Origin of the sequence: Paraburkholderia megapolitana (assembly GCF_007556815.1) — a bacterium.
Lineage (GTDB): Bacteria > Pseudomonadota > Gammaproteobacteria > Burkholderiales > Burkholderiaceae > Paraburkholderia > Paraburkholderia megapolitana.
This window is the reverse complement of the sequence record NZ_CP041745.1, coordinates 3,326,511-3,351,752: the sequence shown is the minus strand read 5'-3', so window position 1 is coordinate 3,351,752 and position 25,242 is coordinate 3,326,511. Positions and strand designations below refer to the sequence as shown.

Annotated in this window: 20 protein-coding genes and 1 pseudogene; 15 read left to right on the top strand and 6 right to left on the bottom strand. The window is 65.4% G+C overall.

What is annotated here, in order from left to right:
• Position 1 precedes the first annotated feature (1 nt).
• The 14 genes and pseudogenes from FNZ07_RS28230 to FNZ07_RS28165 all read left to right on the top strand — a co-directional run bounded on the left by FNZ07_RS28230 (position 2) and on the right by FNZ07_RS28165 (position 15,044).
• Positions 2 to 253, top strand: a complete 252-nt coding sequence (locus tag FNZ07_RS28230) for an acyl carrier protein (RefSeq protein WP_091011451.1) — start codon at positions 2 to 4, stop codon at positions 251 to 253.
• Positions 253 to 978: a COG4648 family protein gene (locus tag FNZ07_RS28225; protein ID WP_245811458.1), complete on the top strand. Its 726-nt coding sequence runs from the start codon at positions 253 to 255 to the stop codon at positions 976 to 978. The genes FNZ07_RS28230 and FNZ07_RS28225 overlap by 1 nt, the downstream gene beginning before the upstream one ends.
• Positions 975 to 2,693 (top strand): AMP-binding protein, encoded by a 1,719-nt coding sequence (locus FNZ07_RS28220; RefSeq protein WP_091011452.1) that lies wholly within the window; start codon positions 975 to 977, stop codon positions 2,691 to 2,693. The genes FNZ07_RS28225 and FNZ07_RS28220 overlap by 4 nt, the downstream gene beginning before the upstream one ends.
• Positions 2,690 to 4,630: a glycosyltransferase family 2 protein gene (locus FNZ07_RS28215; RefSeq protein WP_245811459.1), complete on the top strand. Its 1,941-nt coding sequence runs from the start codon at positions 2,690 to 2,692 to the stop codon at positions 4,628 to 4,630. Before FNZ07_RS28220 ends, FNZ07_RS28215 begins: the two co-directional genes overlap by 4 nt.
• Positions 4,617 to 6,221 carry an HAL/PAL/TAL family ammonia-lyase gene (locus tag FNZ07_RS28210; protein ID WP_091011453.1) on the top strand — a complete coding sequence of 535 codons (1,605 nt, stop codon included), beginning with the start codon at positions 4,617 to 4,619 and terminating at the stop codon, positions 6,219 to 6,221. The genes FNZ07_RS28215 and FNZ07_RS28210 overlap by 14 nt, the downstream gene beginning before the upstream one ends.
• Positions 6,214 to 6,645 carry an acyl-CoA thioesterase gene (locus FNZ07_RS28205; protein WP_091011454.1) on the top strand — a complete coding sequence of 144 codons (432 nt, stop codon included), beginning with the start codon at positions 6,214 to 6,216 and terminating at the stop codon, positions 6,643 to 6,645. The genes FNZ07_RS28210 and FNZ07_RS28205 overlap by 8 nt, the downstream gene beginning before the upstream one ends.
• Complete coding sequence (locus FNZ07_RS28200) at positions 6,633 to 7,298, top strand: outer membrane lipoprotein carrier protein LolA (RefSeq protein WP_091011455.1); 666 nt, start codon at positions 6,633 to 6,635, stop codon at positions 7,296 to 7,298. The genes FNZ07_RS28205 and FNZ07_RS28200 overlap by 13 nt, the downstream gene beginning before the upstream one ends.
• Positions 7,298 to 9,729 (top strand): annotated as a pseudogene (locus tag FNZ07_RS28195) (MMPL family transporter). The gene FNZ07_RS28200 and the pseudogene FNZ07_RS28195 overlap by 1 nt, the downstream one beginning before the upstream one ends.
• Before the next feature lie 32 nt (positions 9,730 to 9,761).
• Positions 9,762 to 10,907, top strand: a complete 1,146-nt coding sequence (locus FNZ07_RS28190; protein ID WP_409373404.1) for a beta-ketoacyl-ACP synthase — start codon at positions 9,762 to 9,764, stop codon at positions 10,905 to 10,907.
• Positions 10,907 to 11,392, top strand: coding sequence for a hotdog family protein (locus FNZ07_RS28185; protein WP_091011458.1), 486 nt, complete (start codon positions 10,907 to 10,909; stop codon positions 11,390 to 11,392). The genes FNZ07_RS28190 and FNZ07_RS28185 overlap by 1 nt, the downstream gene beginning before the upstream one ends.
• Positions 11,389 to 12,114 carry a 3-ketoacyl-ACP reductase FabG2 gene (locus tag FNZ07_RS28180; RefSeq protein ID WP_091011459.1) on the top strand — a complete coding sequence of 242 codons (726 nt, stop codon included), beginning with the start codon at positions 11,389 to 11,391 and terminating at the stop codon, positions 12,112 to 12,114. Before FNZ07_RS28185 ends, FNZ07_RS28180 begins: the two co-directional genes overlap by 4 nt.
• Position 12,115: 1 nt before the next feature.
• The gene (locus FNZ07_RS28175; RefSeq protein ID WP_091011460.1) at positions 12,116 to 13,342 is read left to right on the top strand and encodes a beta-ketoacyl-ACP synthase; all 1,227 of its coding nucleotides are present in this window, start codon (positions 12,116 to 12,118) and stop codon (positions 13,340 to 13,342) included.
• Positions 13,339 to 14,580 (top strand): beta-ketoacyl-[acyl-carrier-protein] synthase family protein, encoded by a 1,242-nt coding sequence (locus FNZ07_RS28170; protein WP_091011461.1) that lies wholly within the window; start codon positions 13,339 to 13,341, stop codon positions 14,578 to 14,580. Before FNZ07_RS28175 ends, FNZ07_RS28170 begins: the two co-directional genes overlap by 4 nt.
• 38 nt (positions 14,581 to 14,618) lie before the next feature.
• Positions 14,619 to 15,044, top strand: coding sequence for a signal peptidase (locus tag FNZ07_RS28165; protein ID WP_091011462.1), 426 nt, complete (start codon positions 14,619 to 14,621; stop codon positions 15,042 to 15,044).
• An 80-nt stretch (positions 15,045 to 15,124) separates the two neighbouring features.
• On the opposite strand, the gene FNZ07_RS28160 is transcribed toward FNZ07_RS28165, so the two are convergent.
• On the bottom strand, positions 15,125 to 15,862 hold the full coding sequence (locus tag FNZ07_RS28160) for a class I SAM-dependent methyltransferase (RefSeq protein WP_091011463.1): 738 nt from the start codon (positions 15,860 to 15,862) through the stop codon (positions 15,125 to 15,127).
• A 130-nt stretch (positions 15,863 to 15,992) separates the two neighbouring features.
• Between FNZ07_RS28160 and FNZ07_RS28155 the strand changes: the two genes are divergently transcribed.
• On the top strand, positions 15,993 to 17,234 hold the full coding sequence (locus FNZ07_RS28155) for an NAD(P)/FAD-dependent oxidoreductase (RefSeq protein WP_091011646.1): 1,242 nt from the start codon (positions 15,993 to 15,995) through the stop codon (positions 17,232 to 17,234).
• A gap of 64 nt (positions 17,235 to 17,298) precedes the next feature.
• Here FNZ07_RS28155 and guaD read toward each other — a convergent pair whose 3' ends face one another.
• The 5 genes from guaD to xdhA all read right to left on the bottom strand — a co-directional run bounded on the left by guaD (position 17,299) and on the right by xdhA (position 24,981).
• Positions 17,299 to 18,636, bottom strand: a complete 1,338-nt coding sequence (guaD, locus tag FNZ07_RS28150; RefSeq protein ID WP_091011464.1) for a guanine deaminase — start codon at positions 18,634 to 18,636, stop codon at positions 17,299 to 17,301.
• Positions 18,637 to 18,755: 119 nt separating this feature from the next.
• Positions 18,756 to 19,802, bottom strand: coding sequence for an adenosine deaminase (locus tag FNZ07_RS28145; RefSeq protein WP_091011465.1), 1,047 nt, complete (start codon positions 19,800 to 19,802; stop codon positions 18,756 to 18,758).
• Between the two features lie 67 nt (positions 19,803 to 19,869).
• Positions 19,870 to 20,934 (bottom strand): xanthine dehydrogenase accessory protein XdhC, encoded by a 1,065-nt coding sequence (xdhC, locus tag FNZ07_RS28140; RefSeq protein WP_091011466.1) that lies wholly within the window; start codon positions 20,932 to 20,934, stop codon positions 19,870 to 19,872.
• Between the two features lie 64 nt (positions 20,935 to 20,998).
• Positions 20,999 to 23,422, bottom strand: coding sequence for a xanthine dehydrogenase molybdopterin binding subunit (gene xdhB / locus FNZ07_RS28135; protein WP_091011467.1), 2,424 nt, complete (start codon positions 23,420 to 23,422; stop codon positions 20,999 to 21,001).
• On the bottom strand, positions 23,419 to 24,981 hold the full coding sequence (xdhA, locus tag FNZ07_RS28130; protein ID WP_091011647.1) for a xanthine dehydrogenase small subunit: 1,563 nt from the start codon (positions 24,979 to 24,981) through the stop codon (positions 23,419 to 23,421). Before xdhA ends, xdhB begins: the two co-directional genes overlap by 4 nt.
• Positions 24,982 to 25,242 lie beyond the last annotated feature (261 nt).

The following is a 25,242-nucleotide window of genomic DNA, read 5'->3' as shown; positions in this document are numbered from 1 at the left end:
CGTGACCGATGCAGAGATTCTTGAGCGTATTCGCGCCATCTTCAACGAGAACTTCGCGATCGAACCAGAGCGTGTGACGCCCGATGCAAACCTGTTCGAAGATCTCGATCTCGACAGCATCGATGCAGTCGACCTCGCGATCAAGCTGCAGGAAATGACCGGTCGCCGCATCAAGCCGGACGAGTTCAAATCAGTGCGTACGGTCAGCGATGTGATCCGCGCAGTCGAATCGCTGCTCGCAGCGCAGGGCTGATGCAGACGATGCGCACCCGCGCCCAGGGCCAGGACCACCAGGCGGCAGGTCGCGTAGCGCCCTCCACCGGACCGGCGCCCGAGGCCGGGCATGCCACGCTCGCGGTTGCGCCCGCAACGGCGCCCGCACGCGGGCGCGTCTGGAGCGGTATCGCGCAGGTCGCGCTGAAGCTCGCCTATCCGGCCTTGATCCTGGGCGCGTGGCACTGGGATGCGCCGCGCTACATCGGCTGCATGTTATTCGTGCTGCTGTGGTTGCAGCGCTGGATCGGCAAGGGTAGCGTCGCCACGTCGCTGCGACGGCTCACGGCGATCGACTGGTGCGTCGCCGGTGTGCTGAGCGTTGTGTCGGCTGCGATCGTCGCGACCAACAGTGAGATGCTGCTGCGTCTTTACCCTTCGCTCGTCAATCTCGGCCTGCTCGTCGCTTTCGGCGCGACACTTGTGCGCGGGCCGTCGATGATAGAAAAATTCGCCCGCCTGCGTACACCTGCCCTGAGCGAGCATGCCGTGCATCACACACGCCGCGTTACGCAGATCTGGTGCGGGTTCTTCGTACTGAATGGCGCGTTCTCCGCCTACACCGGGCTCTACTGGGCGCGCGACGCCTGGTCGCTGTACAACGGCGCGATCTCCTATGGGTTGATTGGGTTGCTGCTGGTCGGCGAGATCGCATGGCGCTATCTGGTGGTGTTGCCACGCGCCGCCCGCTCGGAGATCGCATGATCGCGTTGCACGATCTGTTGAGCGCGCCGCCCGCGGCGCGTGCTCCTTCGACGCCGGTATGCTGGGACGGCGCCGCGGTGCGCGACCATGCTGCCTTTCGTGCACGTTCGCTTGCGGCGGTTGCCATATTGCATACGCACAGCGCGCAGCGCGTCGCGCTGTGCATCGGCGACCCGTTCGATTTTGCCTGTGTGCTGTTCGCGCTCTTTGCGTGCGGCAAGACGCCGGTTATTCCCGCGAGCGCGACACCCGGCTATCTGGCCGATCTGGCCGATGCGTACGATGCGGTGCTTACCGACGCCGACATGCCGGCGCTGTGCGCTGTGTCGTTTTCGCCGGACGCGCCGGACGCGCCGGGCGCATCGGCAAGGGGTCTGGCGATCGACCCGCAGGCACCGTTGACGCTCTTCACCTCCGGCAGCAGCGGCACACCGAAGCCCATTCACAAGACGCTTGCCCAGTTCGATGCCGAGGTGCGCACCCTCGAAACGGAGTGGGGCGCGCTCGCGGGCGACGCGGCGATGCTTGCGAGCGTGCCGCACCACCACATCTACGGGCTATTGTTTCGCGTGCTGTGGCCACTCGCGGCGGGCCACGCGTTCGACCGTGGGTTGACGCTCGATCCGCAGCAGTTGCAGGCACGGCTCGCGGAAGTCGGGGCGGCACTCGTGGTGTCGACGCCCGCACAACTGTCGCGCTGGCCCGAGCTCGAGGGGTTCGCAGCGCTTGCTCCGGCGCCGCGCGCGTTTTTCTCGTCGGGTGGCCCACTCGATGAAGCGACTGCGCTCGTGTATGCAGCCGCGTTCGGCGCGGCGCCCATCGAAATCTATGGCAGCACGGAAACTGGCGGCATTGCCTGGCGCCGGCAGAACGAGCGCGCGGCGTGGACACCCGTGTTCGGCGTCGACGTGAGGCGCGCTGACGACGGCGCGCTGAACGTGCGCTCACCGCATCTGGGCCATGACCGTTGGCACCGTACCGACGACGCGATTGCGCTCGATGCCGATGGCCGGTTCCGGCTGCAGGGCCGGCTCGATCGCGTGGTCAAACTCGATGGCAAGCGCGTGTCGCTACCGGAGCTCGAGATGCGCCTCGCCGCGCATCCGCACGTCGCGCAGGTCGCGATCACACCGCTTGCCGGTGCGACGCGCGAACGGGTTGGCGCACTGGTCGCATTGAGTGCTGCGGGCCGCGACGCATTGCACGCGGGTGGTCGCGTCGCATTAGCGAAGACCCTGCGCCGCTATCTGGCCGCGTACTTCGACGTGGTCGCCCTGCCGCGCTACTGGCGTTTCCGGATGGCACTGCCATTCGACGCGCGCGGCAAGCTGCCGGCCGCGGCAGTCGCGGCCGCATTCGACGCCCGCGCGGACGGCGCCGAAGTCCTCGCCGAAACACGCGACGGCGACGCATTGCGCTACGAGTTGCGTGTGCCGCCGGGTCTCGTGCATTTCGACGGCCACTTTCCGGGCCTACCTATCTTGCCAGGCGTGGTGCAGATCGACTGGGCCATCCGGCTCGCGTCGGAACATTTCACGAACGTGCGCGAAGTCGCCTCGATCGATCGTCTGAAATTTCTCGTTCCGGTCCCACCAGGTGCGGTATTGCATCTGACGCTCGCACACGATGCCGCACGCCGTCGCGTGCAGTTCGGTTACCGGCTTGGCGAACGCGATTGCGCATCGGGTGTGATCGTCTATCGGGAGCAGGTATGAGCTTCGCTCCCTGCATCGTCATCCCGATCTATAACCATAAGGATGCGATCGGCGATACGCTCGCGCGACTCGCGGTGCACGGTTTGCCGTTCTTCGTCGTCGACGACGGCAGCGACGATGCGACTCGCGAGGTGTTGCTTGCGCTCGCCGTGCAATACCCGGCGCAGTTGACGCTACTCCGTTTGCCGGCGAACGGCGGCAAGGGTGCGGCGGTGATGGCCGGCCTGCGTGCCGCGCGCGCGGCCGGCTTCACACACGCATTGCAGATCGATGCCGATGGCCAGCACGATGCCGCCGATGTACCGCTTTTCATCGACGCCGCGCGTGCCGCGCCGGCCACCGTGATTCTCGGTCGCCCGGTGTACGACGCGAGCGTGCCGAAGGCGCGACTGTACGGTCGTTATGCGACGCACGTGTGGGTATGGATCGAAACACTGTCGCTGGAGATTCGCGATTCGATGTGCGGCTTTCGTCTGTACCCGCTCGACATCGCGTGTGCGTTGATCGACAGCGTCGCGCTGCCGACTCGCATGGATTTCGACATCGCGATTCTTGTGCGGCTGCACTGGCGCCGCGTCGCGTTCCATTCGATTCCGACGCGCGTGACCTATGCCGCCGACGGTGTATCGCACTTCGACGTGCTGTGGGACAACGTGCGCATCAGTCGCAGCCATACGTGGCTCGTCGCCGGCATGTTGTTGCGTTTGCCAGTGCTGCTTGCGCACAAGGTGATGCCGCGGCGTGCGCCTGCCGCAGCACAGTCTGTCGCAGCGCAAGCCGATGTTCAGGCCGCTGTTCAGACCGATACCCACGCCGGTACGCAGCAATGGTGGCGTATTGCAGAGCGCGGTAGCTCGATCGGTATGGGGCTGCTTGCCCTGAGCTGTCGGCTCTTCGGTATCCGTTTCACCGCGTTGTGGCTGCATCCCATCGTCGGGTATTTTCTCTTGACGGGCCGTGCTGCGCGCGCCGCATCGCGCCAGTACTTCACGCGTCTCGAACATGCCGCGCCGGATCTAGACACGCCACGACCCGGTTGGCGCAGCGCCTACCGGCAGATGCTCGAGTTCGCGCGTTCGGGACTCGACAAGCTGGCTGCATGGTCAGGCCATGTGAAGCTTGCCGACGCTGCATTCGACGATTCCAGCGCGTTCGACTCGCTCGTGGCGAGCGGCCGCGGCGCGCTCGTGATCGGCGCCCACCTCGGCAACCTGGAAATGACGCGCGCGCTCGCTGCGCGCGGTGCGCACGCCAAGGTGAGTGCCGTCGTCTACACCGAGCACGCGCGGCGCTTCAACCGCGTGCTCGCGTCCGCGAACAGCGAGTTTTCGCGGCGCCTGATCGAGGTCCGCGACTTCGGCCCGGAAACCTCGATGATGATGCAGGAGCGCATCGATGCAGGCGAGCTACTGGTGATCGTAGGCGATCGCGTGCCGGCGCTCGAATCCGGCCGCACGACCGACGCGCAGTTTCTCGGCGCGACCGCGCCGTTTGCGCAGGGACCTTACGTGCTTGCGCACGCGCTCGGTTGTCCGGTCTATCTGTTCTTTTGCCTGAAGGAGCGTGATGGCGCGGGCCAACGCTACCGGCTGTATTTCGAGCCATTCGCCGAACGTATCGATCTGCCGCGCCGCGAGCGCAAGCAGCATATCGCCGCGTGGGCGCAACGCTATGCGACGCGTCTCGAACACTATTGCCGCAAGGCACCCTACCAATGGTTCAACTTCTTCGATTTCTGGGCGCCTGCCCCTGGCGCACGTCCGTCCGGACGCGCGCGAGGAGAGCGTCCTTCGGAGCAAGCCCCGGAGGTGCCTCCCAGGGAACATGCGTTAGAGGCATCTTCTTCAGGGCACGCATCAACGGCGCTTTCAGCGGAACGCGCCACAGAAGCATTTTTTTCGGACCGCAGCAACGGAGAGGCGAATGGCGGAGCATGATCTGACCGGTGACGGATTTGCCTCAAGCGTTGCCCAGGTCGACGCGACGCGTGTTGTGACGATCGGCGGCCGCCGTCTGACGATCGAAGAAGTCGTCGCGATCGCGCAGCGGCGTGTGCCCGTTGCGCTCAGCGGCGACCCCACGTGGCGCGCGCGCATCGAGCGCGGCGCGGACTTCCTGCGCCGGTATCTCGCGTCGGGTGCGACGGTTTATGGCGTGAATACAGGCTATGGCGACGCGTGCGTCGTCGACGTGCCGCCCCATCTCGTCGAGGCGCTGCCATTGCAGCTCACGCGCTACCACGGCTGCGGCATGGGTCAGCACCTCGACGACGCGCAGACGCTCGCCGTGATCGTCGCGCGGCTTAACTCGCTGGCCTATGGCTTGTCGGGTGTGCGCCCCGTGTTGCTCGAACGATTGGCCGATCTGATTAACCACCGTGTGTTGCCGCGCATTCCATCCGAAGGGTCGGTCGGTGCGAGCGGCGACCTGACGCCGCTGTCGTATGTCGCTGCGGCGCTGGTCGGCGAGCGTGACGTGCTGTTCAAAGGCGGATTGCGCGACGCAGCTGGCGTATGGGCCGCGCTCGGTCTCACGCCACTCACGCTGGCGCCGAAAGAGGGCCTTGCGCTGATGAACGGCACGGCAGTGATGACCGGTCTCGCGTGTCTCGCCTTTGTTCGCGCCGAACATCTGACGCGGCTTGCCGCGCGCCTCACCGCGCTGTCGACGGTCGCGCTCGACGGCCGCGCCGCGCATTTCGATGCGCTGTTATTCGAAGCGAAGCCGCACGCGGGGCAGATGGAAGCCGCCGCGTGGATTCGGGCGGATCTCGCTGGCCGCGACGATACGCCTGGGCATCGTCTGCAGGACCGCTATTCGATCCGCTGTGCGCCGCATGTAATCGGTGTTGCGCGCGACGCGCTGTCATGGGTGCGCCGCGACATCGAGAACGAACTGAACAGCGCGAACGACAATCCGCTGGTCGACCCCGACGGCGAACGCGTGCTGCACGGCGGCAACTTCTACGGCGGTCATATCGCGTTCGCGATGGATGCGCTGAAAACGGCGGTCGCCAACCTCGCGGACCTGATGGATCGTCAGATCGCGCTGCTCGTCGACGACAAGTTCAACAATGGCTTGCCGCGCAACCTGACGGGTGCTGCGCCCGCGCGTGCGCCGATCAACCACGGCTTCAAGGCCGTGCAGATATCGTCGTCGGCATGGACCGCCGAGGCACTGAAACTGACGATGCCCGCGAGCGTGTTTTCGCGTTCGACCGAAGCACACAACCAGGACAAGGTCAGCATGGGTACGATCGCCGCGCGCGATTGTTTGCGCATCCTCGAGCTGACCGAGCAGGTCGCGGCCGCCCATACGCTCGCGACCGTGCAGGCCGCACAGCTGCGTTTGCGCAGCAACGGCACGCCGCTCCCCGCGCCGCTGCGCGATTTCGTCGACAGCGTGAGCGCGCAGTCGCCGTTCGTCGATGAGGATCGTGCGCTGGAGCCGGACCTGCGTGCATTGACCGCACGAATCGCAGATTGCGCGCTGGTCGGCGACACGGTGGAGGGCAGGCGGCATGGCTGATCCACGCCCGGTCCTGAGCGCGAGCGCCACTGTCGAGGTGCCGTTTCACGACGTCGATGCAATGAACGTATGCTGGCACGGTCATTATCTGAAGTACTTCGAGATCGGCCGGGTCGCGTTGCTGCGCGCATTCGACTACGACTATCGTGAGATGCAGGCGTCGGGTTATCTGTGGCCGGTCGTCGAGGCGCATCTGAAGTACGTGCGGCCCGCGGTGTACGGACAGCGCGTCGACGTGCACGCCGAGTTGCTCGAACACGAGAACCGCCTGAAGATCGGCTACGAGATCGTCGACTGTGTATCGGGCGAGCGGCTGACGAAGGGCTACACCATTCAGGTGGCCGTCGACGCCACGAGCCAGGAGTTGCAGTTCGTGTCGCCGCCAGTCGTATTCGAAAAGCTGGAGCGCGCATGGTCTCGCTGACGCTGCGTGCGGCGATCGCAACGCTGTTCGTCGCGGCTTGCGTGCCCGGGACAACTGCGTTCGCGGCAGCGGCACCGCCGTCCGCTGCGGCCCCCGATAGCGCACTCGTTGCGCAGATCGCCGCGCATCTCGGGCAGGCGCCAGGCATTCGTGCGCGCTTCACGCAGACCCAGACGCTGTCCGCGATGAAGCAACCGCTCGTCAGCAGGGGCTCGCTGCTGTTCGTTCGCGCGCTTGGCGTGATCTGGCAGATCGAGTCGCCCTACAAAGCCACTTACGTGATTACCGACACGGGCGTCGTTGAAGTCAACCCGCAGGGCCAGCGCATCGCCACACAAACCGCGTCCGGCACGCGCGGCGTCGCGCAGGTATCGCGGATGATGCGCGCGATGCTTGGCGGCGACCTGTCGTCCCTCTATTCGCAGTTCGACGTGCATGCGCAGGGCACGTTCGCACAATGGCGCATGCAGCTCACGCCGAACCAGCCGCAGCTCGCACAATCGATCCGCTCGCTGCAAATGACGGGCGGCACCTACCTGCAGACGCTGCACATCGCGTTCGCGAACGGCGACGCCACCCAGCTCGACTTCGCGAACACGACCCCGGTCGAGGCACCGACGCCTGCCGAACGTACCCTGTTCGGAGCGCCCTGATGGAACGGCTGCAACAGCGCGGCGCCAGAAAAACGTGGGCGATACGCGCCGCGTGGCTGGTGCTCGCACTCGCGGCCTCTTGCTACTGCGCATGGCGCTTCGCGGGGCCATCGCCGTTGCAGACCGATCTGCTCGCGCTGCTGCCCGCCACCGAAGTCGACCCTGTGGCCGAACAGGCCGTCAATACGCTCGCTGCATCGCTGGGCGACCGCACTGTGTTGCTCGTCACGAGTCACGATGCTGCGCATGCAAAGGCAGCGGCGCGGCAGCTCGGAGCATCGCTCACCACAAGCGGCGCGTTTCGCTCGGTAACCGCGGAGCTTCCGCCGTTCGATCTGTCGAGTATCGCTGCGCTATATCTGCCGTATCGCTTCGGCCTGCTCACCCCGACGGACCGCGCAACGCTCGCGGATCCTGGGGTCTCGCTGCACGATGCACTGGCCGCGCGCCTCTACAACCCGCTGCGCAGCGGTCTTGCCACGCCGCTCGCCGACGATCCGTTCGGCTGGCTCGAACATTGGCTCGCGAGGTTGCCGCTTGCCACCTCGAATCTCGGTATCGAAGACGGTCTGCTGGTCGCCCATCGCGGCACTGCGACGCTTGTGACGGGTGCCAGCACCAGCGTGCTGGTGCTCGCTACGCTACCCGGCTCAGCCTATGAAGCGAAGACACAGCGTGCGGTGCTCGACGCGGTCGCACACGGCACGGCGGTGCTACGTCAGACGTTTCCCGATGTGACCGTCGCGCGTACGGGCGCCGTGTTCTATGCGGAGGCGGCGCGCAGCGCGTCGGAGCGCGAGGTGCATCTGATCGGCGCCGTGTCGGTGTGCGGCATTGCGCTGCTGATGCTATGGGTGTTCCGCTCGCCGCGATTGCTGCTGTTCGGTTTCCTCTCGACGGCACTGGGCGTCGTCTGCGCGCTTGCGGTGACGATGCTGGTGTTCGGCAAGCTACACCTGCTGACACTGGTGTTCGGCGCGAGTCTGATCGGCGAGGCGGTCGATTACTCGATTCAGTACTTTGTCGTCTATCTCGGCACGCGGCGCAACTGGGATGCGCGACGTGGCGCACGCGCGGTGCGCCCGGCACTGGGCGTCGCACTGTCGACGAGTCTGCTTGGCTACGCGATTCTTGCATGGGTACCGTTTCCAGCGTTGAAGCAGATCGCGTGTTTTGCGATTGTCGGCATCTGCACCGCGTTCGCGTCCGTATTGTGGTTGTTGCCCACGCTGCTCACCACTGCACCGAAGCGCAGCCCGCGCGCACTTTTCAATGCAGCGGCAAGGCTGCTCGCACGCTGGCACGCTGCGATCGGCGGACGGCGCGCAGGGGTCGTCGCGGCGCTGCTGCTGGTCGCCGCGGCGCCGGGCTGGATGCGCCTCACGAGCGACGACGACATCCATCTGTTGATTCAGCGTGACCCGGCGCTGGTCGCACAGGAGCGCGAGGTCCGCGAGGCGACCGGCGTCGACAGCACGGCGCAATTTTTCGTCGTGCGCGGTGCGACGCCCGAAGCCGTGCTGGAGCGCGCAGAGATGCTTGGCGCGAAACTGGACGCGCTGCATGGCCCCAGGGAGTGGACGGCTGGCAATCGGTGACGTCGTTTGTGCCGTCGGCGAAACAGCAAGCCGACGACCGCCGGCTGCTCGCACAGCGTGTGTTCGCCGATCCGGCGAAACTGGGTACGCTGCTGGACGACGCGGGCTTTCGCGACGAGGTCGCAACCACGTGGCTCGCGGCCTATACGAAATCGGCCGGGACGGCGCTCGGTATCGACAACTGGCTCGCCGCACCCTGGTCGCGGCCGTTCCGTCATTTGTGGTTGGGCAACGTGGGTGAGATCGACGGGCGCGCGGGCGGTTATGCGGCGCTCGTGATGCCGCGGCGCGTGACGACCGCGAACGAAGCGGCGCTGATCGCCATTGCCAGTGCGTTGCCGCAGGTGGTTTTCGTCGACAAGGCAGCGAGCGTGTCGCGTCTCTTCGGTGCGTACCGTGTCGACAGTGGGCTGTGGCTCGCAGGTGCACTGGTACTGGTCCTTGGTTTGCTGATGTGGCGTTACACATTGCGCGGTGGTCTCGCGACGGCGCTGCCGGTCATGCTCGCGGTCGGCGTAACGCTCTCGGTGTTCGGTTATGCAGGCGTACCGCTCAATCTGTTCAACTGGCTCGCGCTGATGCTGGTACTCGGCGTCGGGGCGAATTACGCGGTATTTCTGCGCGAAGGTGCGGGGCGCCCCGACGCCGACCTCGGTGCGGTGTGGACCGGCGTGCTGCTATCGGCGGCGACGACACTGCTCTCGTTCGGCCTGCTAGGGTTGAGCGCGATGCCGGCGCTGCGCAGCTTCGGCGGCACGCTTGCGTTGGGTATCGCGGTGTCGGTGCTACTCGCTCCGATCGGCATGCCGGCGTCTCCCAGGAGGATCGCTTGAGCGGAGTACCCGTCTATCTGCACGCGCTCGGCATGATCAATGCACTCGGCGCCGACCTCGACGCGATCGTGCCTGCGCTCGCCGCTTCTGCTGCGCCGGGAATGGGTGCGGTGCCGATGCGCAACGGCGACTCGTTCGTCGGCCGGGTCATGGCACCGCTTGACATTGCACCGCCCGCGGCGCTCGCGCACTACGACTGCCGCAACAACCGGCTGCTGCTTGCCGCGCTCGCGCAGATCGCGCCGGCACTCGAAAACGCCCGGGCCCGCTATGGTGCGCGGCGGATTGGCGTGGTGCTTGGCACGAGTACGTCAGGCATCGATGCCGCCGAAGCCGCGCTCGCGCAGCGCGTCCGTACCGGCGAGTTACCCGCCGCGTTCGACTACCGGCAGATGGAAATCGGCACGGTGGCGCCGTTCGCCGCTGCCGCGCTGAACCTGCGCGGACCGGCATTCACGATTTCGACCGCGTGTACGTCGAGTGCGAAAGTCTTCGTGGCGGCGCGCCGGCTGTTGCAACTGAAGTTGTGCGATGCCGTCGTAGTCGGCGGGGTCGACGCACTGTGCGAACTGACCGTACAAGGATTCGGCTCGCTCGAATCGACCAGCGTGTCGCGCAGCAATCCGATGAGTCGCAACCGCTGCGGGATCAACATCGGTGAAGGCGCTGCGGTGTTCCTGATGAGCCGTGACGAAGCGCTCGTCAGGCTGGCGGGTGCCGGCGAGTCGAGCGATGCCCATCACATCTCGGCGCCGGACCCGCAGGGTGTCGGCGGTGAACGCGCCCTGCGCGCGGCACTCGCCGATGCGGGGATTGCCGCGGCGGCGGTCGGCTACGTCAACCTGCACGCGACAGCCACGCGCAAGAATGACGAGATGGAAGCGCATTTGCTGGCCCGCGTGTTCCCGGCGGGTGTCGCGGCGAGCGGCACGAAGCCGTTGACCGGCCACCCGCTCGGCGCAGCCGGCGCGACCGAACTGGGGTTCGCGTGGCTTGCGCTGGCGCGTCCAGATGTCGCGTTGCCGCGCCATCTGTGGGACGGTGAGGCCGATCCTGCGCTACCGGTACTCGATCTCGTCGAAGACGAACGGCGGTTAGCGAGCGCAGGCGGCGCGTACGCGATGAGCAATTCCTTTGCATTCGGCGGCAGCAATGTCAGCCTGATCCTTGGCCGGTGATGCCCGTGACGACACCTACGATCGAATCTGTTTTCCCACCCGTCGAGACGATCCTGCCGCATCGCGGCACGATGCTGCTGCTCGAGCGCGTGAGCGCGTGTACCGACGATGCGCTCACCGCGCATGCGAGAGTGAACCCGGCCGCGTGGTACGCCGATGCCAACGGTGCAATGCCCGCGTGGATCGGCATCGAACTGATGGCGCAGGCGATTGCCGCTCACGTCGGCCTGCTCGCCATGCGCGCGGGCGGCACGGCGCGCCCAGGCGTGCTGCTCGGTTCGCGCAGCTACACGGCGGTGCTGTCCGCTTTTCCGCGCGCGGCGCAGTTGCGGATCGAGACCAGCGAACTATTGCGTAGCGAAGCAGGGCATGGCGCGTACGAATGCACAATCGATTGCGGCACGACACGCTGTGCCGAGGCGGTGATCAAGGTGTATCAGCCCACCGATTTCCAGACATTCATTGAAGGGAGTTTCAGGTCATGAGCCGGCGTGTCCTTATAACCGGTGCAAATCGCGGCATTGGCCGCGCGATAGCCTATCAGCTTGCCGCCGACGGTTTCGCCGTATCGGTGCATTGCCGCAGTGGCCGCGCCGAAGCCGACGCGGTCACGGCAGGCATCGTCGCCCAGGGCGGCGCGGCACGCGTGTTGCAGTTCGATGTGCGCGAGCGCGCCGTCTGTCGCAATCTGCTCGAAGCCGACGTTGCCGCGCATGGCGCGTACTACGGGATCGTCTGCTGCGCCGGGGTGACCCGCGACGCGGCGTTTCCCGCGCTTACCGATGAAGACTGGGACATCGTGATCGAAACCGGTCTCGATGCGTTCTACAACGTGGTCCACCCCCTGACGATGCCGATGGTGCGTGCTCGCAAGGGTGGCCGGATCGTCACGATCGCGTCGGTGTCCGGTGTGATCGGCAATCGCGGCCAGGTGAACTACAGCGCAGCGAAGGCCGGGTTGATCGGAGCGACGAAAGCGCTGGCCGTCGAACTTGCGACGCGCAACATCACGGTCAACTGTGTCGCGCCCGGACTGATCGAGACCGGCATGCTCGACACCACGTCGCTCGAACACGGACTGCAGGCGGTGCCGATGAAGCGCGTCGGCCAGCCGGCCGAAGTCGCGTCGGTGGTGAGTTTCCTGATGTCCGATGCAGCCTCGTATGTGACGCGGCAGGTGATCGGTGTGAACGGCGGGATGGTCTGATATGAAGCGCGTCGTCGTTACAGGTATGGGCGGCGTCACGGCGTTCGGCGATCGCTGGGACGACATAGAAGCGCACTTGCGCGCCGGACGCAATGCGGTGCGTCGCATGACTGAATGGGACTACTTCGAGTCTCTGCATACGCGGCTGGCGTGTCCGCTGCCCGGCTTTAGCGCGCCTGCGCACTATCCACGCAAAAAGACCCGCTCGATGGGGCCGGTGTCGATGTATGCCGTGCGAGCGAGTGAACTCGCGCTGGAGGACGCCGGACTCGCCGAAGACCTGTCGATCCGCGATGGCCGCATGGGGGTCGCGTACGGATCGTCGTCGGGATCCGTCGCGCCGATCCGTGCGTTTGGCGCGATGCTTCAAACCGGGTCGATGACCGATGTCTCCTCAAACAGCTACGTGCAGATGATGCCGCATACCGCGGCGGTCAACGTCAGCCTGTTCTGGGACCTGAAGGGACGTATTGTGCCGACGTCGTGCGCATGCGCGTCGGGTAGCCAGGCGATCGGCTACGCCTATGAGACGATCGCGACCGGCAAGCAGCAACTGATGCTCGCGGGCGGCGCGGAGGAACTGTCGGGGCCCGCAGTCGCCGTGTTCGATACGCTGTATGCGACCAGTACCCGTAACGACGAAGCGCATCTGACGCCACGGCCGTTCGACCTGAAGCGCGACGGCCTCGTGGTCGGCGAGGGCGCGGCGACGCTGGTGCTTGAAGAGTACGAGCACGCGAGAGCGCGCGGCGCGCGGATTCACGCGGAGATTGTCGGCTTTGGCTGCAATTCCGATGGCGCGCATATGACCCAGCCCACTGCCCCGACCATGGCGATCGCGATGCGGCTTGCGCTCGACGATGCACAGCTTGCCCCCGCCGCGATCGCCTATGTGAACGCGCACGGCACGTCGACGGATCGCGGCGATGTTGCGGAAAGCCACGCCACCGAGCAGGTGTTCGGCGCGCGCATGCCGATCAGTTCGCTGAAGAGCTACGTGGGCCACACGCTCGGCGCATGCGGTGCGCTGGAAGCATGGTGGACGATCGAGATGATGAAGCGCAACTGGTACGCGCCGACGCTGAACCTGACTGAAGTCGACCCGGCGTGCGCGTCGCTCGACTACATCGTCGGCGGTGGCCGGGAGATCGACGCGGAGCACGTGATGAGCAACAACTTCGCGTTCGGCGGGATCAACACATCGCTTGTTTTCAGGCGCGTGCGATGAGCGCGCATACATCGCGCGCGACGTCGCGTGTCGTCGTCACCGGCATGGGTATCGTGTCGTGCCTCGGCAATACGCTCGACGATGTGTCGGCTGCGCTGCGCGAGGGGCGCAGCGGCCTGTCGCGAATCGACGCGTGGCGCGCCCGTGGCTTTGGCAGCCAGGTGGCGGGCGTTGCATCGGTGGCGGGCGCGCTGCCCTTCGACCGCAAGCTCGAACGCTTCATGGGCGATACCGCGCGCTTCGCATGCCATGCGGCGCGTAGTGCGATTGCCGATGCCGAACTCGATCCGGCGACGCTGCGCTCGCCGCAGGCGGGCGCCGTGATCGGCTCCGGCGTCGGCACCATGTCCACGTACGACCACGCGATGGCAATCGCACACACGCGCGGCGTCGACAAGGTGCCGCCGTACACGGTGCCACAGGCGATGAGCAGCACCGCCTCCGCGAATGTCGCGCAGGCGTTCGGTCTGGAAGGCGTGAGCTATTCGCCGTCTTCGGCCTGCACGACGTCCGCGCTCGCGATCGGTCAGGCGATGCAACTGATCCAGACGGGTCGCCAGCAGATCGTGCTCGCGGGTGGTAGCGAATCGCTGCACGACAACATGACGTTGATGTTCGATGCGATGGGCGCGCTGTCGCGGCACTTCAACGACACGCCGCAGCGCGCGTCGCGCCCGTACGATACGGCGCGCGACGGTTTCGTGATCGCATCGGGCGGCGGTGTGCTGGTGCTGGAGGCGCTCGATCACGCGCTTGCCCGCGGCGCACGCATTTACGCGGAGCTGACCGGCTTCGGAGAAGGTACCGACGGTGCCGGCATGGTGACACCGCACGCGCCGGGGATTGCGCGTGCGATGCGTGCCGCGCTCGACGAAGGCGGCGTACGACCCGGCTACATCAACACACATGGACCGTCGACACCGCTTGGCGACATCGAGGAACTGCGCGCGCTTGCCGACGTGTTCGGCCCGGAGGTGCCGCCGTTTTCCTCGACCAAGGGGTTGACCGGGCATCCACTCGGCGCATGCGGGGCGCACGAGGCGATCTACACGCTTCTGATGATGCGCGATGGTTTTATCGCAGGGACGACGGGGATCGAGACGATCGACCCACGGGTCGGCCACCTGCCGCTCGTGCAAGCCTCGCGTGCGGCGCAGATCGATGCGGCGATGTCGGTTTCTTTCGGGTTCGGCGGCAGTTGCGCGAGCCTGATGTTTCGCGCCTGGAAGGGTGCATAAAATCCTGCAACGTAGTTGCAATAACGAGAGAAATAACAATGAAGATCAGATACGCGGTTGGCATGGTGATCGTTGCGGCGATCACCCAGACGGGGTGTGCAACGCATGTTCGGTCGTTGCCGTTGCAGGCGAAGTTGACCCAGCCGGATGCCAGCTCGGCGGTAGCGCTTTATTTCGGTTCGCAAACCCACGAGGCGGTGAAGACGCAGCTTGGCGAGGTGACAGCGTCGGCGCGCATCGCGCGTAAGGTCGACGACGAGCAGGTGTCGTGCGATACCGCCTTGAACGAGGCGTTGCACAAGCTGCGCGACGATGCAGGCTCACGTCATGCGAATGCCGTGATCAATATTCGCACGAGCTTTCACAGCACCGAGACGGAAGCGGCCGATACCTTCACCTGTGGCGTAAGCGGCAGCGCCGCCGCGCTGCACGTGCGCGGCGATGCAGTCACGCTCGAGCAGTAACACTCGCAACGAAGTGAGCGTTGGGTGGCGGCATGCGAGGAGCGCTGGCCGGCGCTGCCCCGATGCCGCCACGGTCTGGATCAGCCTGTCTTGACCGCGGCGACGTTGACGAGCGTTTCGCGGCGCTTGCCCGGCTGAGGATGGGACAGGCCGAGTCGTTCGAGCAGACCGAAGTCTTTTGCGCGACTCCACCACAGGTAGGGCAGCGACACGTTGTGCGTGCCGAACGCGAAGCCGGCATCGCGGATCATCTGCAGATAACCGTCGGCGCTTTTCTGCACGTGCATCGGATGGCGGAACAGCAGCCGGATGACCCACGAGCGGATGTATGCGTCGGTCGATTCGGCGAACAGCAGCACGCCGCCAGGCTTCAGGACGCGGCGGAATTCGCTGAGCGCGCGGTCCTGCTCGACGAGATGATGGAAGGTCTGGTGGCAGAACACGAAATCGGCGCTCGCGTCGGGTAGCGGCAGGTTTGCACAGTCGCCGTGCAGTAATTCGATGTCGATGGCGCGATCAGCCTGCGCGCGACAAGTGTGCGCGGCCGCTTCGGCGAGCACCAGCGACGGCGCATGAAAATCGACGCCGACGATGCGGCGTGGGCGGAACGCGCTGGCCAGCAGGCGGAACGAGATGCCTTGACCGCAGCCGACGTCGACGATCGTGGGCGAGTCAGGCAGCGGGGCGTCGACGAGCTGCTTGAGGTCGTTGATCGCGACGCGCAGCACGTGGTGTTCCCACGTGTGAGTACGCAGGAACCAGATGCCGAAGGCAGTTTCGGGCACGAACGGCACGCTGGAAAATTGAGATGGCGACACGTGGTTTCCCCGGTAGAGGTGCAGTCTCGCCGCGGCGAGCGTTCGACATTGTAAAGCCCGATGCCGGGGCGCGCGAGCGATGGCGACACCGCCCGGGACGGATCAATGCAGCGAAGAACAGGTGAGCGGAATGTCTTTAGATCAGAATGTGACCGTCGATGTAGCGATTATCGGCGCTGGGCCCGCGGGTGCCGTTGCGGCGGCGTTACTGCGGCGTGCGGGACACTCGGTGCGAGTGCTCGAACGGCAACATTTTCCACGCTTTTCGATCGGTGAAAGTCTGTTGCCGCAGAGCATGACCTACCTTGAAGAAGCGGGCATGTTGCAGGCGGTGGTTGAAGCGGGTTTCCAGTACAAGAACGGCGCGCACTTTATCTGCAACGAGCAGACGTCGTCGTTCGACTTCCGCGACAAGCACACACCGGGGTGGGGCACGACATACCAGGTCGAGCGCGCGGTTTTCGACGATCTGTTGATCCGCTGCGCACAGCAGCAGGGTGCCGAGGTCAGCTTTGGCCACACGGTGCGCGCGATCCAGACCGGTGCGGCGCCTGTGCTCGATATCGAAGACGAGGCGGGTGCGGCGTACCGCGTGCAGGCGCGCTTTGTACTCGACGCGAGCGGTTTCGGCCGTGTGCTGCCGCGGCTCTTGAACCTCGAGGCGCCGACACGGATGCCGACTCGCGCCGCGATCTTCACCCACGTACGCGACGGCTTGCCCGCTGGCACGACCGATCGCAACAAGATCAGCGTGGCCGTGCATCCGCGGCGGCGCGACGTCTGGTACTGGATGATTCCGCTGGCTGGCGGCCGCTCGTCGGTTGGCTGCGTGGCGGAGGCGAGCTTTCTCGATGTACCGGATGCAGAACGCGAAGCGAAGCTGCGCAGCCTGATCAACGAGGAACCCACACTGGGTAGACTGATCGGCGCCGCACCGTTCCTGATGCCGGTGCGGCAGATCGGCGGGTATGCCGCGAACGTCGAGAAACTGCACGGCCCCGGCTATGCGCTGCTCGGCAACGCCGGTGAATTTCTCGACCCGGTGTTTTCTTCAGGCGTGACGATCGCACTGCGCTCCGCGCATCTCGCGACGCGCGCGTTAATACGGCTCCTGCGCGGCGAGGCCGTAGACTGGCAGGCCGATTACGACGTACCGCTGCGCAAGGGTATCGATACGTTCCGTGCGTTCGTCGAGCGGTGGTATACCGGCGAGCTACAGGACATCATTTTTCATCCGCACCAGACGGAGGGAATCCGTCGCATGATCAGTGCGGTGCTAGCGGGTTATGCGTGGGACGAGACGAATCCGTACGTTGCCGACCCGGTGCGCAGACTCAATGCGCTGCACGAAGTTTGCATGCAACCGGTGTGACGTGGCGTGAAGCGTTGCGACGGGCGGTGCAATCCAGATGCGCCGCCCGCCGCGGAATCTCGGGTTACGCAGCAATCCTCGCACTGCGAGCCGCATGCACCCGCTCCCGATCGCGCTCGTGCACACACTTCCCAGCCGCATAAGTCGCGTACACCGCGCGATCGTCGCCGAGCAGCGCGAACGCAAACAGCAGTTCCTCCAGCGATTCCACCCGCGCCGTACGGCGCGCCAGCAACGGCGTCGCCGCCGGATCGAGCACGACGAAATCCGCTTCCGATTGCACGGCGAGCGTCCCGACCTTGTCGGCAAGATCGAGCGCCTGTGCGGCGCCGGCAGTGGCGAGCCAGAACATGCGCGTGGCACTCAGATGATGGCCGGTGAGGCGCGCGACCTTGTGCGCTTCGTTCATCGTTTGCAGCATCGAAAACGACGTGCCGCCGCCGACGTCCGTTGCGAGTGCGACCGGCTGCCCCGTTTCCCCTGCCTTGTCGAAATCGAACAGTCCGCTGCCGAGAAACAGGTTCGAGGTCGGGCAGTGTGCGGCGACGGTACGGGTCTGCGCCATCCGCCGACGGTCTTCGTCGTCGAGATGGACACAGTGTCCATACACCGCGCGCGGACGCAGCAGCCCATAGTGATCGTAGATGTCGAGATAGCTGCGATGACCGGGAAACAGGCTCGCGACCCATTCCACCTCGGCGAGATTCTCCGCGACGTGACTCTGAATAAAGATGTCCTGATGCTGCTTCGCGAGCACGGTGCATGCTTCGAGCTGTGCTTCCGTCGACGTCGGCGCGAAGCGCGGCGTCAGTGCATACATCTGCCGGCCGCGGTTGTGCCAGCGGCCGATCAGCTCGGCGCTGTCGTCGTAGCCCGATTGCGCGGTGTCGCGCAGAAACTCGGGGCAATTGCGATCCATCAGCACCTTGCCGGCGACCATCCGCAGGTTGCGCGCTTCGCTTTCGGTGAAAAACGCATCGGCGGAATGCTTGTGCACGGTGCAGTAGACGAGCGCGGTCGTCGTGCCGCACGCGAGCAGCTCATCGACGAAGAAGCGCGCGGTATCCGCGGCAACTGCGGGGTCGGCGAAACTGCCTTCGGTTGGGAACGTGTACGTCTCGAGCCACGGCAACAAGCCCGGTGCCGGCGACGCGATCATGTCGGTCTGCGGGTAGTGGATGTGCGAATCGATGAAGCCCGGCACGATGAGCTTGTCGCGCATCTCGTGCACCTGCGTGCCCGGTGCGAGCTGGGTCGATACGGTGTTCCATGCGCCCGCTGCGACGACACGGCCGTCATCGACGATGAGCAGGCCGTCTTCGTCGAAGACCGCTGCGTGGTGCGATTGCGCAGGATCGCCGTTGAATCTCAGCAATTGTGCGCGGTAAGCCGATTGAGTCATGGGAAAAACTGTCTCCGTCGTGTAGCGATTGAAGTGGTGTGGGTTGGTGGGCTGTGCGCGGTGGGGGGCCGCGCGGCCTTCGTGGGTTCTGTGGATATCGGTGACCTAAGTGCGCGCAGTTACTGCGCGCCATCGCCGTGCCAATGCGCATCGAGCCTTGCAATCAGCGCCGCGCGCTCGTCCGGCGTGACGAACGATGCTTCGAAGCTGTTGCGCACGGTCGTGTAGACCTCGGTATCGGTAAGCTTCAGCGCTTCGATAATTGCGAAGTAATTGGTGTTCACGTAGCCACCGAAGTACGCCGGGTCGTCGGAATTCACGGTGACGGCGACACCGCGATCGAGCAACTCCTTCAGCGTGTGCTTCGTGAGATCGTCGAACACGCACAGCTTCAGGTTGGAGAGCGGGCACACCGTCAGTGCGACGCGCGAATCGGCGAGACGCGCGACGAGTGCCGGGTCTTCGATGCTGCGCACACCGTGATCGACGCGATCCACTTTCAACAGATCGAGTGCTTCGTAGATATACGACGGCGGACCTTCTTCGCCCGCATGCGCGACGAGTTTGAGCCCTAGCGCACGCGCTTTCGCGAACACGCGCTCGAACTTCGACGGCGGATGGCCGCGCTCCGACGAATCCAGACCGACACCGATCAACCGGTGGCGATAGCGCTCGAAAAGCGGCAGCGCCGCATCGAACGTAGCGAGCGCATCTTCTTCGGACAGATGGCGCAGGAAGCACAGGATCAGCTTGCTCGACAGGCCCTGCTTTTCCGCATCGGCAAGCGCACGCTCGATACCCGCGACCACGACATCGATCGATACACCGCGTTCGGTGTGCGTCTGCGGATCGAAGAAGATTTCGGTGTGCGCGACATGATCGGCGAGGGCGCGCTCGGCGTAGGCCATCGTCATGTCGTAGAAATCCTGCTCGGTGAGCAGCACGCTCGCGCCTGCATAGTAGATGTCGAGAAACGATTGCAGATCGGTGAACGCATACGCCGCGCGCAAGGCATCGATCGATGCGTACGGCAGCGTTACGCCGTTGCGCTCGGCGAGCCGGAAGATCAGCTCGGGTTCGAGCGAGCCTTCGATATGAATGTGCAGTTCGGCCTTCGGTGCGCGTGCAACCTTGTCGGCGAGAGTGGGTGCGATCGTTGTAGTCATCTTCGATTCTTCGGGGGCAGGTTTGGTTTATTGAAAACAGATGCATATCCGGAGGGGCAGCTCCGGTTTATCCGATGTCAGGTGCAATTCGCCCGGCTGCGGCCAGCGCCGCGGCGGAAGGCCCGGCAGGCGCATTCGCTTCGACGGCCTGTAACAGCTGCGCAGCCGCGGAAACCGCGATGACTTCCGGCGACTTGTCGACGATCCCATCCACACCGAGCGGGCACTTCATCCGCGCGATCTGCGCAGGGTCGATGCCGCGCGCGGCAAGCCGGTGCTCGAACTGCTTGCGTTTCGTGTGCGAGCCGATCATGCCGAAGAACCCGTAATCGCCGCGCAGCAGGATGCGCTCGGCGAGTTCGAGATCGACCTGGTGGTTGTGCGTCATCACGATGAAATACGTGTTCGGTGCGGCTTCGTCGACGGCGGCGTCGGGCGCATCGTTTGCGTCGATCGTCAGGTTTGGCGCGTTGAGCGTTTCCGGTGGCGGAAACTGCGCGTCGCGCTCGTCGACCCAGCGCACGTGACAAGGCAAGGTGGCGAGCACACGCACGAGTGCGGCACCTACGTGACCCGCGCCGAACAACACCACCGAGAAGTCGCGCGGCGCGATGGTTTCGGTCAGCAACGCGCCGCTCGCTTCGAAGCCGGCGCCGTCCCACAGCAGACAGTCCGCGCTTTCCACACCGGGTTCCGGTTCGGACAGCAGCACGGCGTCCGCTGCGGCGGTATCCGCGGCGGGACCGAATGATACGCTACGCACCATCGATTGCCCGGCCGCGATGCGCTTTGCCAGCGACGTGACCCAACCGAGATCGCCGATATCGAGCCGCTCGAACGCGAGCACGACCGCACCGCCGCAACATTGGCCGAGGCTCGGGCCGAGCGCAAAGCGTTCGAGCCGACGCATGCGCGGTGTGCGCATGCCGTCTTTGAGCACCTTGCGAGCGCTCTCGATTGCTTTCCACTCGAGATGGCCGCCGCCGATCGTATGCCGCGCCGAATCGCGCGTGACGATCATCTTCGTACCGGCCCCGCGCGGTACCGATCCTTCGGCACGCGCCACCGTGACGAGCACGACAGCATCGCCGTGCGCGAGCAGTTGTTGCAGATCGGGTAGCCAGGCTTGCATCCGGCATTCTCCAGTAAGGCCCGCACGAGGTATCCGGGTGGGCGGTTAGGTACGGTCGATGCGACTAGACGGCGGTATCGGCCGTCTTTGCTGACGGCGGTGTCGCCGCGCCGGCCGCGTTCGGTTCCTGATGTTCCTGTTCCTGTGGCGGCGCACCGAGTGCCTCGATCGCGTCGAGTATTGCCTCCGGCGTCGCGGGCGCGCGCAGCGGCGGCGCGCGCTTCGCGTGAGGCACGGCTGCGGCGATCGCATCGCGAAGCGCCAGGAACACCGAGAACGGCAACAGCAACGGCGGCTCGCCGACGGCCTTCGAACGGAACACGGTCGGCTCGGCGTTTTCGTTGCGATAGAGCCGCGTGTAAAACGCAGCCGGTGTGTCGCTTACGGCGGGAATCTTGTAGGTGGAGGGCGCGTGCGTCATCAGGCGGCCGTCGCTGTTCCACCAGAGCTCTTCGGTGGTGAGCCAGCCCATGCCCTGGATAAACGCGCCTTCCACCTGGCCGATATCGATGGCCGGGTTGATCGATTGACCCGCGTCGTGCAACAGGTCGGCACGCACCAGCTTCCATTCGCCGGTCAGCGTATCGACGACGACCTCCGATACGGCCGCACCGTACGCGAAGTAGTAGAACGGATGGCCGGTCAACGTCTTCGCGTCCCAGTGGACTTTCGGCGTCGCGTAGAAACCATCGGACCACAACTGCACGCGTGCGAGGTACGCGCTCTCGACCAGTTGCGCGAACGGTATCGATGCGCCGTTCGCGTGCACTGTGCTGTCTGCGAAACGCACGTCCTGCGTTTCGCCACCGAGTTGTTGCGCGGCCAACGCGGCCAGTCGCTCGCAAATGATGTGCGCGGCTGCTTCGGCGGCCTTGCCGTTCAGGTCGCTGCCGGTCGATGCCGCCGTTGCCGACGTGTTCGCGACTTTCGATGTATCGGTGGCTGTCACGCGTACGCGCGACAACGGCAGGCCGAACGCGTGTGCAACCACTTGAGCGACCTTGGTGTTGAGCCCCTGGCCCATTTCAGTGCCGCCATGATTGACGAGCACCGAGCCGTCCCGGTACACGTGAACAAGCGCGCCGGCCTGATTCAGAAACGGCACGTTGAACGAGATGCCGAACTTCACGGGCGTCAGTGCAATGCCGCGCCGGAGTATCGGGCTCGTCGCGTTGAATGCGGCGATTGCATTGCGGCGCGCCTCATACTGGCTCGTCGCGAGCAGTTCGTCGGTAAGCGGCGCGAGGATGTTGTCCTCGACGCGCTGACCGTACGGCGTCACATCGCGCTCTCCGACGCCGTAGTAATTCACGCGCCGCACGTCGAGCGGATCGCGCTGCAACTGTCGCGCGATGTCATCGAGCATGACTTCCATCACGAGCGCGCCCTGCGGGCCGCCGAAGCCGCGAAACGCCGTGTTCGACTGCGTGTTGGTCTTGCAGCACAGCGCGACGATATCGACATCGGACAGGTAGTACGCGTTGTCGACATGGCAGACGGCGCGTGTCGCGACGGCGCCGGACAGATCGGCGGAATAGCCTGCACGCAACGCGATCTCGACGCGCACGCCGGCGATGCGACCGTCGTCGTCGAAACCGACTTCGTATTCGTACGCAGCGTCGTGGCGCTTGCCGGTGATCGTGAAGTCGTCGTCGCGATCCGCACGCAACTTCACCGGTCGATTCAGCCTGCGGGCAGCGAGCGCGGCCGCGCAGGCAAACACCGCCGATTGCGATTCCTTGCCGCCGAACCCGCCGCCCATCCGCCGGCATTCGCAGACCACGTTATGCGCGGGCAGGTTGAGCATGTGCGCGACCAGCGCCTGCATTTCGCTCGGATGCTGCGTCGAACTGTAGATGAGCATGCCATCCATCTCTTGCGGCACCGCATACGCGATCTGCCCTTCCAGATAGAACTGCTCCTGGCCGCCTACTTCGAATGTGCCGGTCATGCGATGAGCCGCCGCCGCGATACGTGCGGCGGGTGCGCCGCGAGTCAGATGCAGCGGCGGCAACACGAACGATTGACGTGCCTTCGCTTCGGCGATGGTGAGTACCGCTTCGAGCGGCTCGTAACGGACCACGTCTTCGCTTGCGGCGAGCGCGGCTGCGCGGCGCGCGAGCGTGTGGCTCTGCGCGATCACGACGAATACCGGCTGGCCGAGATATTGCACTTCGCCGTCGGCGAGAATCGGATCGTCGTGCAGTACCGGGCCGCAGTTGTTTTCACCTGGAATGTCGCTCGCTGTCAGCACGGCGACGACGCCCGGCGCGGCGCGCACGGCGGCGAGATCCATCGAGACGATGCGCGCATGTGCATGGCGCGCGAGGCCGAGCGCCGCGTGCAACGTGCCGTGCAGTTCGGGTAGATCGTCGGTGTAGTGCGCTTCGCCGCTCACGTGCAGTTGCGCCGACTCATGCGGCAGCGACACGCCGATCGACGCGTGGTTTGCGTCGTCTGCAGTAGAAGTGTCGATGCGCGAGCTCATGGCTGAGGCTCCTTCGCGAGCGTGACTTCGTCGGCTGCGTCATGCACGTCACGCGTGCCGAACGCAAATGCGTTCACGTCGTGCAGACCAAGCGGCGCGTTGTCGCGCGTCTCCAGATGGAAGCGCCACAGCAGATTGCGCGCCACCTTCAAACGATAGGCGCCCGACGCGCGCATATCGGTCAGCGGTTGATAGTCGGCGGCGAGCGCATCCATCGCGCGACGGGCGGTGGCCGCATCCCAAGGCGCGCCTGTGAGCACCGCTTCCGCCTGGGCCGCACGCTGCGGCACCGCCGCCATCCCACCGAACGCGATGCGCGCGTTGACGATCGTGTCACCGTCGACGCGCAGTGCGAACGCCGCACACACCGCCGAAATATCCTGATCGTAGCGCTTCGATACCTTATAGGTGCGAAAGCGCAGTGTGGGAGCCGGTCGAGGCACGCGGATCGCCGCGACGAATTCTCCGGCCGTGAGCGCCGTTTTCCGGTAGCCGGGATAGAACGCATCGAGCGGCACGGTGCGCGTTTTGCGCGCATGGCGCAGCACGACCTGCGCACCGAGCGCGATCAGCGCGGGCATCGAATCGCCGATCGGCGAGCCGTTCGCGATATTGCCGCCGAGCGTGCCCGCATTGCGGATCGGCAGCGAGGCGAAGCGGACCCATAGCTCGGCGACTTCGGGGTAATCGACGGCGAGTGCGGCGTAGGCCGCTTCGAGCGATACCGCCGCGCCGATGGTGAGTGTCTGCGCATCGCGCTCGATGGTCTTGAGCGCTGCCACGTTGCCGACGTACAGGATGTCGCCGAGGTCGCGAAACTGCTTGGTGACCCACAGGCCAACATCGGTGCCGCCGGCCAGCACGCGCGCCTGAGGATGCTGCGCATACAACTGCGCGAAGCCGTCGAGGTCGACCGGCGCATGGAACGTCGGCGAACCGGCGGCGGTGCCGCGCACGTCGGGGGCGGTATAGGTGAAGGCGTGGCGACGCTGGACCGGTTCGAGCGCAGCGCACACCGCAGCGCGATCGAGCGCGACGCGCGGGTATTGCGTGTAGTCGAACATTTTCTGCGCGGCATCGACGATCGGGCGGTAGCCGGTGCAGCGGCACAGATTGCCGGAGAGTGCGGCGGCGATTTCATCGCGTGTTGGCAGGCCGGCGTCGGCGGGCTGGTTTTCGTAGAGCGCCCACATCGACATCGCGAAGCCGGGCGTACAGAAGCCGCATTGAGAGCCGTGACAATCCACCAAAGCCTGCTGGACCGGATGCAGTGCGCCGTTAGCGGCGCGCAGGTCTTCGATAGTGAAGAGGGCGCGGCCATCGAGCGTAGGCAGGAACTGGATGCAGGCGTTAACCGCTTTCAGCGCGAGCGAGCGTTGCGGACCCAGCTCGCCGACCACCACCGTGCACGCGCCGCAATCGCCTTCGGCGCAGCCTTCCTTCGTTCCCGTGCAATGCAGGTCTTCGCGCAGGTGCTGCAGCACGGTGCACGAAGCGGGCACGTCCGTGACTTCACGGAGGGCCCCACGGTAATAGAAACGGATGGTTTGCGTTGTCATGGCGAATCCGAAAGACATTGCGGACCGGGCGCGCGTTACGCATGAGGTCGAGCCGTAGCCGGCCTCGCGCACGTAGATCGCCATCCATGCCCGAAGATAGCACCACCGCGCGTGGAAAGGATTCCCTGCCGGTAATGGGGGTTATCAGCCGCGGGTCATGACAACCGTACGATTCGCCCGCGCGGCGGAAGTTGCGTGGGGGCGGGAAGGGGCGAAAGGCGGTGGAAAGTGACGTGAAGCGGTTGGCCGGAGACAGGAAAG

Bases quoted from the DNA above. Each gene is read 5' to 3' on its own strand.
- FNZ07_RS28225 (WP_245811458.1), top strand. From the start codon at position 253: ATGCAGACGATGCGCACCCGCGCCCAGGGCCAGGACCACCAGGCGGCA.
- FNZ07_RS28220 (WP_091011452.1), top strand. From the start codon at position 975: ATGATCGCGTTGCACGATCTGTTGAGCGCGCCGCCCGCGGCGCGTGCT.
- FNZ07_RS28215 (WP_245811459.1), top strand. From the start codon at position 2,690: ATGAGCTTCGCTCCCTGCATCGTCATCCCGATCTATAACCATAAGGAT.
- FNZ07_RS28210 (WP_091011453.1), top strand. From the start codon at position 4,617: ATGGCGGAGCATGATCTGACCGGTGACGGATTTGCCTCAAGCGTTGCC.
- FNZ07_RS28205 (WP_091011454.1), top strand. From the start codon at position 6,214: ATGGCTGATCCACGCCCGGTCCTGAGCGCGAGCGCCACTGTCGAGGTG.
- FNZ07_RS28200 (WP_091011455.1), top strand. From the start codon at position 6,633: ATGGTCTCGCTGACGCTGCGTGCGGCGATCGCAACGCTGTTCGTCGCG.
- FNZ07_RS28190 (WP_409373404.1), top strand. From the start codon at position 9,762: ATGATCAATGCACTCGGCGCCGACCTCGACGCGATCGTGCCTGCGCTC.
- FNZ07_RS28185 (WP_091011458.1), top strand. From the start codon at position 10,907: ATGCCCGTGACGACACCTACGATCGAATCTGTTTTCCCACCCGTCGAG.
- FNZ07_RS28180 (WP_091011459.1), top strand. From the start codon at position 11,389: ATGAGCCGGCGTGTCCTTATAACCGGTGCAAATCGCGGCATTGGCCGC.
- FNZ07_RS28175 (WP_091011460.1), top strand. From the start codon at position 12,116: ATGAAGCGCGTCGTCGTTACAGGTATGGGCGGCGTCACGGCGTTCGGC.
- FNZ07_RS28170 (WP_091011461.1), top strand. From the start codon at position 13,339: ATGAGCGCGCATACATCGCGCGCGACGTCGCGTGTCGTCGTCACCGGC.
- FNZ07_RS28165 (WP_091011462.1), top strand. From the start codon at position 14,619: ATGAAGATCAGATACGCGGTTGGCATGGTGATCGTTGCGGCGATCACC.
- FNZ07_RS28155 (WP_091011646.1), top strand. From the start codon at position 15,993: ATGTCTTTAGATCAGAATGTGACCGTCGATGTAGCGATTATCGGCGCT.
- guaD (WP_091011464.1), bottom strand. From the start codon at position 18,636: ATGACTCAATCGGCTTACCGCGCACAATTGCTGAGATTCAACGGCGAT.
- FNZ07_RS28145 (WP_091011465.1), bottom strand. From the start codon at position 19,802: ATGACTACAACGATCGCACCCACTCTCGCCGACAAGGTTGCACGCGCA.
- xdhC (WP_091011466.1), bottom strand. From the start codon at position 20,934: ATGCAAGCCTGGCTACCCGATCTGCAACAACTGCTCGCGCACGGCGAT.
- xdhB (WP_091011467.1), bottom strand. From the start codon at position 23,422: ATGAGCTCGCGCATCGACACTTCTACTGCAGACGACGCAAACCACGCG.
- xdhA (WP_091011647.1), bottom strand. From the start codon at position 24,981: ATGACAACGCAAACCATCCGTTTCTATTACCGTGGGGCCCTCCGTGAA.